We start from the raw sequence: 12925 nt of genomic DNA, 5'->3' as shown, positions 1-12925 counted from the left end.
CCGCCCTACGCTGGGGGGATGCGGATCGGGATCATCGGCGCCGGCGCGCTCGGCGGCACGTTCGCGGCACTCCTGCACCGCGCGGGCCACGACGTCGAGGTCACCGCCCGCGGTGACGGCCTGGCCGCGATCCGCGCCGGGGGCATCCGCCTCGGCGGCGGCTACGGCGACGTGGTCGCCGCCGTCGGGGCATCCGAGCGCCTGACCCGGCGGCCCGTTCTCGTGCTCGTGTGCACCAAGGCGCAGGATGCCGCCGCCGCGATCGAGGCACACGCCGACCTCGTCGACGGCGTGCCGGTCGTCGTGGTCCAGAACGGCCTCGACGGGGTCGACACGGCCGAACGGCTCCTCCCCCGCTCCACGTGCGTCGGCCTGCTCTCGATGATCGCCGCCAACTACACCGAACCCGGGGTCGTGCGCGTCACCGCGACCGCGGAGAGCTACCTCGGGCGCGGCGACGGGCCGCCCGACGAGGAGGGCGTCCGGCTCGCCGGGATCCTCTCCGAGGCGGTGCCCGTCACCGCGATCCCGAACTTCAGCGGCGCGCAGTGGACCAAGCTCGTCGTCAACATGCTGAACGCGGTGCCCGCGATCGTCGGCCGGAGCATCCAGGAGGTCATCGCCGACTCGGGCCTCCGCCGCGCGGTGACCGCGTCCATGCGCGAGTGCGTGCGGACCGGCGTCGCCCGGGGCATCCGGTTCGGCTCCGTGCAGGGCCTCGACGACCCGACGCTGCGCACGTTCGCGCTCCTGCCGCTGGGGCTCGGCGGGGAGCTGCCGCGGCGGCTCGTCCGCCGGATGGGCGACGTGCCGAACCTCGGGTCCACGCAGCAGAGCCTGCGGCGCGGCCAGCCGACCGAGGTCGACTTCCTGAACGGCGCCGTCGTGCGGGAGGCGGAGGCCGTCGGCGTGACGGCCCGCGTGAACCGCGGGCTCGTCGCGCTCGTGCACGAGGTCGAGCGCGACGGATTCCTCCCGCCGGAGCGCGTGCTCGCGGTGGTCCGCGGCACGGCCGACTGAGCGGCGCGGGTGCCGACCGCCGCCGACCGGCCGGCGTCGGCGGGGATCCGCGCGGCGCGCCGGCTCAGGACGACGGCGCGAGGCGCGGCCGCTCGGGGTCCGACAGGTCGACCACGAGGTCCGCGGCACGGCGCGGATCGGCGGCCCGGTAGGCGATCACGTCGGCGGCATCCGTCGGCTCGCCGGCGACCGCGATGCGCACGTCCCAGAGGGCCGCGAGCCGGTCGCGCAGCAGGAATCGGCCGTCGACCACGAGCAGCGCGTCCTCCGGGCCGGTGAGCCAGCGGGGCTCGACCCACGCATCCCTCGCGGGGTCGAAGACGCGCGTGACGAACGCGGTCGATCCGCCCATCCGGAACGGCTCGATGAGCGAGCGCCGGAACGCGGACTCGTCGAATCCGTAGCCGTAGTACCGCTCCGGCGTGTCGTCGCCGAACGCGGCCTGCGCCGCGCGCGAGCGGTGGAAGTCCTCCATGCGCGCCCGGAACACGGCGTGGTCGCGCTCCGCCAGCACCGCGGCGAAGTCGTCGCCGAGCGCGCTCTTCCCGCTCCGGAGCGGCCCGTCGATCGCGATCGTCATGCGCCCGCGGCCGACCCAGCCGAGGATCTCGTCGGCGAGCCCGCGAAGGAACACCACCCGCGGCGTGGACACGAGTCGCATGCTCCGAGGGTAGTCCGTGCGCACCCGGCACGACCGGGCGCCGGATGCTCGATACGCGATGAGGGGGCCCGGCGAACCGGACCCCCGCATCGGACCTGTCGGCCTGCGCCGATCGGTTACTCGGCGGGGCTCGCTCCGGCGGCCTCGTCCGCGGCGCCCTCGGCCGTCGCGACCGCGGTCGCGCGGCGACGACGCTGCACCACGAGGAGCAGCGCGATGCCCGCCGCGAGGATCACGCCGGCCGCGATCACGAGCGGCGCCGCGGCGAACCCGGTGCTCGCGAGCGGCGAGCCGGTTCCGGCGCCGCCGCCGGTCGCGACGAGCGGCCCGCCCGTCCCCTCGCCGCCGCCGGGCGGGGCGGTGAGGCAGTCGGGCGTCGCCTGCGGGTAGGCGAGGTCGACGGCCAGTTCGGGGTTCACCCGGAAGGTCGCCGTCGTGATGTCCCGCGTCCAGGCGAAGTTGCCGTCGGTCTCGACCCAGGTGCCGTCCTCCAGCTGCTCCCAGCCAGGCCAGCCGGTCGGGTTGCCGTCGTCGTCGACCGTGGCGCCCGGCCAGAGGGTCTCGCCCTCGAGCACGCCGTCCTCGTCGAGGTCGCCGAGCTCGATCTCCTCGGTGTTCGCACCCCCGTCGGTCAGCACCAGGAAGACCGTCCGCGGCGGCGTGGTCAGCGCGTCGGGGTCGTGCAGGACCACGCGGTAGCTGATCCACGGCACGTCGGCGACGCACTCGCCCGTCGCGACGGATCCGTCGAGCGTCGGCGTCACGCAGTCGCCGTCGCGCACCGTGAAGGTCCACACCGTCTGCGGGTCGCCCGAGAACGCCCAGTCCCGCTTCGGAGTCGCGGTGACCGTGATCGTGGCGCCGTCGCGCACCTGCTCCCAGTCCACCCGGTCGGAGTCCTCGGGCAGCTCGAGCACGTCGTCGCCCGCGGCGCACGTGTCGGTGAAGGTCGGCTCGCCGGTCAGGGCGGTGAGGCACGGCGAGTCGTCGGGCGTGAAGGTCCAGACTGCCTTCGCGCCCGCCGGGAACTTCGAGCCCTCGAGCGCGGTCACGGTCACCGTGATGACGCCGCCGTACTCCGAACGGGTCCATTCGATGGTGTCCGTCGTGTCCGGGACCGTCAGGTGCTCGTTGTCCGCGCCGCACGAGTCCTCCCACGTCGGCGCGCCGTCCACCTCGATCTCGCAGGGCTCGTCGATCAGGGTGAACTCCCACACGGTCTGCGGCTCGCCCGCGAACGCGTATCCGGGCTGGGGCGTCGCCGTGACCGTGATGACGCCGAGCGACTCGCCCTGCTCCCAGTCCACGGAATCCGTGTCGTCGGGCACCTCGAGGTCCTCGTTGCCGGCGCGGCAGGTGTCGGAGAACGTCGGCGCGCCGACGAGCTCGACGACGCACGGGCCGTCGTCGACCGGGAAGGTCCAGGTCGTGCGGGCGCCCGCCGGGAAGGCGTTGCCCTTCGTGGGCTTCGCGGTCACGGTCCAGGTGCCGTACGCCTTCGACTTCGACCAGGTCGTGGTCGCCGTGTCGGCGGGCAGCGCGACGACGTCATCGCCGGCGTGGCAGGTGTCGGCGTAGCTCGGCTCGCCGCTCACCGGGACGACGCAGTCGGAGTCGTCCACCGTGAAGGTCCAGGTCGCCTGCGCGCCCTGCGGGAAGGCGTGTCCGGCCTTCGGCGTGGCCGTCACGGTGATCGTCGCACCGCTGCGCGACTGCTCCCAGTCGACGGTCGTGGTGTCGGCCGGGACCGCGAGCCGCTCGTTCGCCGGGCCGCAGCGGTCCGTGAACGTGGGAGCGCCCTCGACGGGCACGGTCACCGGCGGCTTCGCGCAGTCCTCGTACTGGAGCAGCGACTGGTCGCCCCGGGCTGCGACGGTGTCCTTCCAGACCGGCCAGACGATCCAGTAGGAGAAGCCGGTGAAGATGTCCTTCGCGTGCCCGGCGTGCTTCGCGGCGACGACCTCGCCGACCGTCAGGTACTCGCGGTCGTAGTGCCCGGCGGCCTGGTCCCAGTGGCAGACCGTGACGGCATCGTCGTCCACGCAGGAGACGGCGCCCTCCCAGTGGAAGTTCGTGCCGCCGACCTGGACCCACTTCACGATCCAGGAGGTCGGGTCCTTCCACTGCGGGTGGTCGGCGAAGGTGAACGTCTTCGTGCCCGACCACGTGCCGCCGTTGTTGTGGAAGTTGAGCGTGACGTCGGTGCCGTCGATCGAGAAGCGGACGTTCACGTCGTTCGCCTGGCCGGCCGGGAGGTCCTTCGGGTACGCGACGACGAGCGCGTCGCAGGACGGAGCGGCGTACTGCCAGTTCCAGTCGAACGGCTTCGTGCAGTCGGGGTACGCCAGCAGCGACTGGTCGCCGTTCGCGTCGCCGCTGAGGACCTTCCCGTTCTTCACGTACCGGTAGGCCGGGTGGATGTCCTTCTCGTGCCCCGAGTGCCCGTGCTTGAACGACGCGACATCGGTCGTGATGGTCTCGTACTTGCCCGAGCCGTCGGCGTGGCAGAACGTGATCTGCTGGGAACCGCTGTCGCACAGCGACTTCGGCAGGTCGACGCTCCCGGTGCCGGAGTCGCTGTACCGGTCGGGCCAGCCGAGCTCGATCGTCAGCGACGCGTCGCCGCCGAGCGCGACGCCGTGCTGCACGAAGGTCGACGTGGTCTTGCCGGCGATCGTCGTGTTCTTCGCGACGACGGAGGTGTTCGACGACGAGGTGACGGTCGCGGTCGAGGTCTCCGAGTTGGTCACGGTCCACGTGACGTCGGCCTCGCCGGTCGCCGCGTCGCAGGCGGCGACGCCGCTCACGGTCGTCGTGTGCGCGGACGCGGGCGCCGCCGCGCCGAACACGACGAGGCCGGCGCCGAGGGCGAGGGCCGCGAGCGCAGCGAGCGCTCGGTGGAGCGGACGGTCGGCTCGGCGCTCGCGCGCTCGTCCGAGTCCACGAGCAGGGCGCGCCCATCGGGCGCCGGGGGTGCTCATTCGGGTGGTCTCCATCGGGGTGCGGGGGGCTGCACCGGGGGCCGGCGCGCAGGGCGCACGGAAGCACTCCACGCGCGATCAGGGACGATCACGGGAGTACGAGGGGGCTCGGGCAGCTGCCGTCCGGGGGAACGGCCGGGCCCAGTATGGCAGACCCGCGACGGGGTCGAACGCCGGTTTCCCCAACCGCCGGACCCGGACGCCGGGACGCCCGAGTCGGGCCTCGACGTAGGCTGGTCCGATGACCTCCCCCGCGCGTCGGACCGGCCTCGCCGGCGAGGTCGTCGCGTGGTTCGCGGGCGCAGCACGCCCGCTCCCCTGGCGGGCCGCGGACGTCTCGCCGTGGGCCGTGCTCGTGAGCGAGTTCATGCTCCAGCAGACGCAGGTCGCGCGCGTGGTGCCGAAGTGGGAGGAGTGGATCGCCCGCTGGCCGAATCCCGCCGCGCTGGCGGCCTCACCGCCCGCGGAGGCCGTGCGCGCCTGGGATCGCCTCGGCTACCCGCGCCGGGCGCTCTGGCTCCACGAGGCCGCCGTCGAGATCGTCGAACGCCACGACGGCGAGGTCCCGCGCGACCTCGACGCGCTCCTCGCGCTCAAGGGGGTCGGCCCGTACACGGCGCGGGCCGTCGCGGCGTTCGCGTACGGCGACCGGCATCCGGTCGTCGACACCAACACGCGCCGCGTGCTCGCACGCGCGATCGACGGCCGCGCCGAGGCCGGTCCGCCGGCGACCGCGCGCGATCTCGCCTCGATGGCAGCCGTGCTGCCGTCCGACCGCGAGGCGGCTCGGGCGTTCAACGCGGGCGCCATGGAACTCGGCGCGACCGTGTGCATCGCACGGATGCCCCGCTGCGACGAGTGCCCGATCGCGGGCCGGTGCGCGTGGCGCCTGGCGGGTCATCCCGCTGCGACCGGCACCCGGCGTCGCACCCAGGCGCGGTTCGAGGGCAGCGACCGGCAGCTCCGCGGGCGGGTGATGCGCGAGCTCAGGGCCGCGCACCGCCCGGTGGGCCGCGACGAGCTGTCGGGCGTCTCGGCGGATGCCGAGCGGCTCGACCGGGTCATCCGCTCGCTCGTCGCAGACGGGCTCGCCGTGGAATCCGACGAGGGCTGGTCGCTGCCGGCGTGAGCGCGGGCGCGCGGGTCGCTCGAGCAGGCCGCGCCAGGCGCGACCCACCGCGAAAGGGTCAGCGGGCTCCGCCGGCCTCCGCGTCGTCCCAGTCGTCCTCGTCGTCCTCGAGCTCGCGCGGCTTCACGTACGGGTCGGCGTCGCCGGCGTACTCCGCGTTCGCGGCCAGCGCGACCGTCTCGGCGTCGCGCGTGCGCGCCTCGCGCAGCAGCGACTCGATGTGCTCGGCGTTCTCGGGGATCGCGTCGGCGATGAACTCGAGCGACGGGGTGATGCGGGCCGTGATGTTGCGCCCCACCTCGGTCCGGAGCATCCCGGTCGCGGCCTTCAGCGCGGCCGCGGAATCCGTCCGCTCCTCCTCCGTGCCGTACACGGTGTAGAAGATGCTCGCGTGCTGCAGGTCGCCGGTCACGCGGACATCCGTGATGGTCACGAAGCCGAGCCTCGGGTCGCGCAGGCCCTTGTCGAGCCGTCGCGCGACGATCTCCTTGATGCGGTCCGCCAGCTTCCTGGCGCGCTGCGGGTCGGCCATGATTCCCTCCCTCTCCTCGTCCCCGAGCCGCGCGACGCATGCGCCGCGCGGATGTTCGGGGCCTCCGGAACTTCGCTTCGGGCGGATCGGGGTGCGGGGCCGCGGCTCCTCACGTGGAGGAGCCGCGGCCCCGACCGGCGATCACGCGCGGGGCTTCTCCCGCATCTCGATGGTCTCGATCTCGTCGCCGACCTGGATGTCGTTGAACTTGCCGAGGCCGATACCGCACTCGAAGTCCGTGCGGACCTCGGTGACGTCGTCCTTGAACCGGCGGAGCGACTCGATCGCGAGGTTGTCGCCGACGACGACGCCATCGCGGATGACGCGCGCCTTGGCGTTTCGCGTGATCGTTCCCGACCGCACGATGACACCGGCGATGTTGCCGAACTTCGAGGAGCGGAACACCTCGCGGATCTCGGCCACACCCGACTGGACCTCTTCGAACTCGGGCTTGAGCATGCCCTTCAGCGAGTCCTCGATCTCGTCGATCGCGTTGTAGATCACCGAGTAGAAGCGGATGTCCACGCCCTCGCGAGCGGCGCGCTCGCGCGCCTTCGTGTCGGGGCGCACGTTGAAGCCCACGATGATCGCGTTGTCGATCGTCGCGAGGTTGACGTCGCTCTCGGTGATCGCACCCACACCGCGGTGGAGGATGCGCAGCTGCACCGAGTCGTCGACCTCGATCTTGAGGAGCGACTCCTCGAGCGCCTCCACGGCACCCGACACGTCACCCTTGATGATGAGGTTGAGCGACTCGACCTTGCCCTCTTCGAGTGCACGGGTGAAGTCCTCGAGCGAGATGCGCTTGCGGGCCTTGGCCAGCTGCGCGTTGCGCTCCGCGGCTTCGCGCTTCTCGGCGATCTGACGCGCCGTGCGGTCCTCCTCGGTGACGAGGAAGGTGTCGCCGGCCCGAGGCACGCTCGAGAGGCCCTGCACCTGCACGGGGCGCGACGGGGTCGCGGCCGTCACGGGGTCGCCGTTCTCGTCGGCCATCGCACGGACGCGGCCGTAGGCCGTGCCCGCGACGATCGCGTCGCCGACCCGCAGCGTTCCCGACTGGATGAGCACGGTCGCAACCGCACCGCGACCCTTGTCGAGCTTCGCCTCGATGGCGACACCGCGGGCGTCCTTGTTCGGGTTCGCACGCAGGTCCAGGCCCGCGTCGGCGGTGAGGAGCACCGCGTCGAGCAGGTCCTGGATGCCGATGTTGTTGCGAGCCGACACGTCGACGAACATGACGTCGCCGCCGTACTCCTCGGCGACGAGCCCGAACTCGGTGAGCTGCTGGCGCACCTTGGCCGGGTTGGCGTCCTCCTTGTCGATCTTGTTCACCGCGACCACGATCGGCACGTTCGCCGACTGCGCGTGGTTCAGCGCCTCGATCGTCTGGGGCATGATGCCGTCGTCGGCCGCGACCACGAGGATCGCGATGTCGGTCACCTGCGCACCGCGGGCACGCATGGCGGTGAACGCCTCGTGACCCGGGGTGTCGATGAAGGTGATGGCGCGCTCGATGCCCTCGTGCTCGGTGTGCACCTGGTACGCACCGATGTGCTGGGTGATGCCACCGGCCTCGCCGGCGACCACGTTCGCATTGCGGATGGCGTCGAGCAGTCGCGTCTTACCGTGGTCGACGTGACCCATGACGGTCACGACGGGCGGACGCTGCTCGAGGACGTCGTCGCCCTCCTCGTCGAGTTCGGCATCGAGGTCGATGTCGAAGCCCTCGAGGAGCTCGCGGTCCTCATCCTCGGGCGAGACGACCTGGATCTTGTAGCCGAGCTCGGCGCCGAGCACCTCGAAGGTGGCCTCGTCGAGCGACTCGGTCGCCGTCGCCATCTCACCGAGGTGGAACAGCACGGTCACGAGCGAACCGGGGTTCGCATCGATCTTGTCGGCGAAGTCCGAGATCGAGGAGCCGCGACGCAGGCGGATGACGGTGTTGCCGTCGCCGCGCGGGACGCTGACGCCGCCGAGCGACGGGGCCTCCCGCATCTCGAATTCCGCCCGCTTCGTCCGCTTCGACTTGCGCGCCTTCGACTTGCCGCCACCGCGACCGAACGCGCCGGCCGTGCCGCCGCCGGGGCCGCGACCGCGGCCACCGCCGCCGCCGGGACGCGGAGCGCCGAAGCCGGTGCCGGGCGCGCCGCCCGGACGCGCGCCGGCGCCGGGCGCACCGCCCGGACGCGGGGCGCCGAAGCCGGGACGACCGGCACCGCCGGCACCCGCGCCACCGGGGCGCTGGAAGCCGCCGGGGCGGGCACCGCCCGGACGCGGGGCGCCCGGACGCGGAGCACCGGGGCGCGGAGCGCCCGGACGCGGAGCCTGGGGCCGCGGGATGTTGCCGGGCGACGGGCGCTGGCCCATGCCCTGCGCGCTCGCGAACGGGTTGTTGCCCGGACGCGGGGCGGCGGGCCGCTGGCCCATGCCCTGCGAGCTCGAGAAGGGGTTGTTGCCGGGGCGCGAGGCGGCCGGCTTCGGGCCGGGGCGCGGAGCGCCCGGCTTCGGGCCGGTCCCGGCGGAGTCGGACGTGGCGACATCGGCGGCCGGTGCGGCAGCCGGGGTCGTCTCGGCCGGCGCCTGCGCGGCCTCGGTCTTCTCGGCCTGCGCCTTCTCGGCGAGGGCCTTCTCGGCCTGCGCCTGGCGCTCGGCGACGGTCATCGGCGCGTCGGCGACGGGCGCCGCGGGCGCCGGTGCCGGGGGCTTGGGTGCGGCCGGGCGCGGCGCGCCGGGCTTCGGTGCGGTCGCCGAAGGCGCTGCGGGCGCGGCGCCCTGCTTGGCGCCGTCGGCCTCGAGCGCGGCCTTCAGTCGCCGGGCGACGGGCGGCTCGATCGAGGACGACGAGCCCTTGACGTATTCGCCCATCTCCTTGAGCTTCTCGAGGGCGACCTTGCTGTCGACGCCGAGCTCAGCGGCGATCTCGTGTACGCGTGGTTTGGCAGCCACTTCTCTCCTGTTCCGGGCCTGCACCCGGACAGGGGCAGACCGATATCAGTGGACGGGTCTCATTTCGAGCCGCTCATTACTGGTCCATTAGCCGTTCAGCCTGTTCTCTACATCGCTGGTGTCCAGCTCGCCCGGTCGGCGCAGCGCCCGCCCGAAGGCGCGCTTGCGTTCTGCGAGTCGGAAGCACTCGTGCGTCGGATGCAGCCACGCACCCCGGCCCGGACGCACCGCCGTCGCATCAGCGACGACTCGGGAATCCTGGAGGACGACCCTCAGAAGTGAGGATCGCGGGGCGCGCGAACGGCAGCCGATGCACGTTCTGACGGGCTCCATCCTACACCCCCGGGTCGACCCGGCCGACGGCCGCGTGCGCCCGGCTCACCCCTGGTCGAGGATGGAGTCGGGCTGGATGTCGATCTTCGCGCCGGTGAGCTTCGCGGCCAGGCGGGCGTTCTGGCCCTCCTTGCCGATCGCGAGCGACAGCTGGTAGTCGGGCACGAGTGCCCGGACCGCCCGCGTGGACGCGTCGATCACGAACGCGCTCGTGACCTTCGCCGGCGAGAGCGCCGAGGCGACGAACGTCGCCAGGTCGTCCGACCAGTCGACGATGTCGATCTTCTCGTTGCCGAGCTCGGCGGTGACCGCGCGCACGCGCTGCCCGAGCTCGCCGATGCACGCGCCCTTCGCGTTCACGCCGGGCTGGTTCGCCCGCACCGCGATCTTCGTGCGGTGGCCGGCCTCGCGTGCGAGCGAGACGATCTCGACGACGCCGTTCGCGATCTCGGGGACCTCGAGCGCGAACAGCTTGCGCACGAGCGCCGGGTGGGTCCTGGAGACCGTGACCGACGGGCCCTTCGGCCCCTTCGACACGCTCGTCACGTACACGCGGATGCGCTGGCCGTGCGGGTACTCCTCGCCGGGCACCTGCTCCTCGGGGGGCAGGATCGCCTCGACCGGGCCGAGGTCCACGTGCACCATGCGGGGGTTCGGCCCCTGCTGGATCACGCCCGCGACGATGTCGCCCTCGCGCCCGCGGAACTCGCCGAGCACGGCGTCGTCCGCGATGTCCCGCAGCCGCTGGTTGATCACCTGCTTGGCCGCGAACGCGGCGATCCGGCCGAAGTCGCTGGGGGTGTCCTCGACCTCGCCGATCACCTCGCCATCCTCGTCGAGTTCGGGCACGAGGATCGAGACATGGCCCGTCTTGCGGTCGAGCTGCGCGCGCGCACCGGTCGGGTTCACATGCCCGTGCGCGGTGGGGTCGGCATGCTTGACGTACGCCATCAGGATCGCCTGCTCGATGATGTGCACCAGTTCGTCGAACGGGATCTCCTTCTCGCGCTCCATCATGCGAAGCACGCTGAGGTCGATATCCATCGCCGGCCTCCTCTATTCAGCTCTCAGTTGCCGCATCCCCTCGCTGCGGACCTCACTACGTTACCGGATGACTCGGGGCGAGTCATCCAACCGCTCCGCGCGGAGCGTCCCGACGACCTCGCCGATCGCGACCGGGGTGCGATCGCCGGTGCGGCGATCCCAGACCTCGACCACGCCGTCGGCGACGCCGCGGCCGGCGATCACGATCTTCGGGACGCCCAGGAGCTCGGCGTCGGCGAACTTCACGCCGGGCGACAGCTTGGGGCGGTCGTCGTAGAGCACGTCGTATCCGGCCGCCTCGAGGTCGGCGACGACCTGCTCGGCCGCGTCGAACGCCGCCTGGTCCTTGCCGGTCGCGAGCACGTGCACGTCGAACGGCGCGACCGAGGCCGGCCAGACGAGGCCCTTCTCGTCGTTGTTCAGCTCGGCGATGATCGCGAGGATGCGCGTCACGCCGATGCCGTACGACCCCATCGTGACGGTCGCGAGCTTGCCGTTCTCGTCGAGCACCTTGAGCCCGAGCGCCTCGGCGTACTTGCGCCCGAGCTGGAACACGTGGCCGATCTCCATGCCGCGCGCGAGCTCGACCGGACCGGAGCCGTCGGGCGCCGGGTCGCCGGCGCGCACGTTCGCGGCCTCGACGACGCCGTCGGCGACGAAGTCGCGGCCCGCGACGAGCCCGAACACGTGCTTCTCGTCGAGGTTGGCGCCCGTGATCCACTCGGTGCCGTCGACGACGCGGGGGTCGACGAGGAACCGGATGCCGGTCGAGGACTCCGCGCCGAGCACGGCGCCGTCGGGCGACCAGGGGCCGATGTAGCCCTTCACGAGCCCGGGGTGCTTCGCGAAGTCGGCCTCGGTGGCCGGCTCGACGTCGGCGGGCGCGAACGCCACCTCGACGCGCTTCTGCTCGATCTCGCGGTCGCCGGGGACGGCGACGACGACGACCTCGCGGGTGCCGTCGAGGTGGGTGAGCGCGAGCACGACGTTCTTCAGGGTGTCGGCCGCGGTCCACGCGCGGCCGTCGGGCCGCGGGTACTCGGCGTTCGCGAGGTCCACGAGGGTCGCGATCGTCGGCGTGTTCGGCGAGTCGAGCACGACCGGCTCGGGGAGCGCGTCGAACGGGATCGACTCGGGCACGACGGTCGTGAACGCCTCGACGTTCGCGGCGTAGCCGCCCGCCGAGCGGACGAACGTGTCCTCGCCGACGGGCGTCGGGTGGAGGAACTCCTCCGACTTCGACCCGCCCATCGCACCGGCGTCGGCCTGGACGATGACGTACTCGAGCCCGAGGCGCGCGAAGATGCGCTCGTACGCGTCGCGCTGCGCCTGGTACGAGGCATCCAGACCCGCGTCGGAGACGTCGAACGAGTACGCGTCCTTCATCGTGAACTCGCGGCCGCGCAGGAGGCCGGCGCGAGGCCGCGCCTCGTCGCGGTACTTGTCCTGGATCTGGAAGATCGTGAGCGGGAGGTCCTTGTAGGAGGAGTAGAGGTCCTTCACGAGCAGCGTGAAGACCTCCTCGTGCGTCGGTGCGAGCAGGTAGTCGCCGCCCTTGCGGTCCTGGAGGCGGAAGAGTCCGTCGCCGTACTCGGTCCAGCGGTTCGTGACCTCGTAGGGCTCACGCGGCAGCAGCGCCGGGAAATGCACCTCGTGCGCACCGGCGGCGGTCATCTCCTCGCGGATGACGCGCTCGATCTTGGCCTTGACCCGCAGGCCCAGCGGCAGCCACGCGAAGATGCCCGGCGCCTGACGGCGGATGTAACCGGCGCGGACGAGCAGACGGTGGCTCTGGACCTCGGCGTCGGCCGGGTCTTCGCGGAGCGTGCGGAGGAAGAAGTTCGTGAGGCGTGTGGGCACCCCACGATTCTAGTGAGCGGCGGATTCCCGGCCGTCCACGCGGTCGGATCAGACGCCCTCGTCGTCCTCCTCGTCGGACTCGGCGAACGCGTCGATCTCGCCGGCCTCGCGGTCGACCTCGGCCTCGCGGTCGTTCTCGCCCTCGCGACCGGTCTCGGCCTCGCGGTCGATCTCGTCGGGCTCCCCCCAGGAGTCGGGGAACGCCCCGCCTCCGGATGCCCCGCCGCCGGTCACCTCGACGGCGTCGCCGTCGACGCCTTCGTGCAGCGTCCCCGTGCCGTCGGGATACCCCGCCTCGTCCGGGTACTCGAACTCCGCTCCCCCGCCGCTCATCACGACCCCCTCGTCCGGCGTGCGCCATGGATGCCCCCGGCATCCGTTCGGGCCCAACCTAGTCGTCCGGCGCGCCCGCCGGCACC

10 protein-coding genes are annotated in these 12925 nt (G+C 72.6%); 2 read left to right on the top strand and 8 right to left on the bottom strand.

From position 1 onward, the window contains the following. The first annotated feature begins 18 nt into the window (after positions 1–18). Positions 19–1020, top strand: coding sequence for a ketopantoate reductase family protein (locus tag ACDF64_RS11785; protein WP_394551504.1), 1002 nt, complete (start codon positions 19–21; stop codon positions 1018–1020). A 64-nt stretch (positions 1021–1084) separates the two neighbouring features. On the opposite strand, the gene ACDF64_RS11780 is transcribed toward ACDF64_RS11785, so the two are convergent. Next, entirely contained in the window at positions 1085–1681 is a 597-nt protein-coding gene (locus ACDF64_RS11780; RefSeq protein ID WP_394551502.1) for a hypothetical protein, read from the bottom strand. Between the two features lie 116 nt (positions 1682–1797). Beyond that, positions 1798–4662, bottom strand: a complete 2865-nt coding sequence (locus ACDF64_RS11775) for a hypothetical protein (RefSeq protein ID WP_394551500.1) — start codon at positions 4660–4662, stop codon at positions 1798–1800. 241 nt (positions 4663–4903) lie between these two features. On the opposite strand from ACDF64_RS11775, the gene ACDF64_RS11770 reads away from it, so the two are divergent. Beyond that, positions 4904–5791 (top strand): A/G-specific adenine glycosylase, encoded by an 888-nt coding sequence (locus ACDF64_RS11770; protein ID WP_394551498.1) that lies wholly within the window; start codon positions 4904–4906, stop codon positions 5789–5791. 58 nt (positions 5792–5849) lie between these two features. Here the strand turns inward: ACDF64_RS11770 and rbfA are convergent, their stop codons facing one another. From rbfA to ACDF64_RS11740, 6 genes are all read right to left on the bottom strand, one after another. Then, complete coding sequence (rbfA, locus tag ACDF64_RS11765) at positions 5850–6323, bottom strand: 30S ribosome-binding factor RbfA (RefSeq protein WP_394551496.1); 474 nt, start codon at positions 6321–6323, stop codon at positions 5850–5852. Between the two features lie 141 nt (positions 6324–6464). After that, positions 6465–9269, bottom strand: coding sequence for a translation initiation factor IF-2 (gene infB / locus ACDF64_RS11760; protein WP_394555132.1), 2805 nt, complete (start codon positions 9267–9269; stop codon positions 6465–6467). Positions 9270–9356: 87 nt separating this feature from the next. Continuing rightward, positions 9357–9602, bottom strand: coding sequence for a YlxR family protein (locus ACDF64_RS11755; protein ID WP_394551494.1), 246 nt, complete (start codon positions 9600–9602; stop codon positions 9357–9359). Positions 9603–9647: 45 nt separating this feature from the next. Continuing rightward, a complete protein-coding gene (gene nusA, locus ACDF64_RS11750; RefSeq protein WP_394551492.1) occupies positions 9648–10646 on the bottom strand; it encodes a transcription termination factor NusA in 999 nt (332 codons plus the stop codon). Positions 10647–10706: 60 nt separating this feature from the next. Further along, on the bottom strand, positions 10707–12506 hold the full coding sequence (locus ACDF64_RS11745) for a proline--tRNA ligase (RefSeq protein WP_394551490.1): 1800 nt from the start codon (positions 12504–12506) through the stop codon (positions 10707–10709). Between the two features lie 48 nt (positions 12507–12554). Next, positions 12555–12839, bottom strand: coding sequence for a hypothetical protein (locus ACDF64_RS11740; RefSeq protein ID WP_394551488.1), 285 nt, complete (start codon positions 12837–12839; stop codon positions 12555–12557). Positions 12840–12925: the final 86 nt, after the last annotated feature.

This window comes from Agromyces sp. MMS24-JH15 (genome assembly GCF_043518605.1).
Taxonomy (GTDB): Bacteria; Actinomycetota; Actinomycetes; order Actinomycetales; family Microbacteriaceae; genus Agromyces.
Note: the sequence above shows the minus strand (reverse complement) of the source record. Positions and strands in the feature narration are given on the sequence as shown.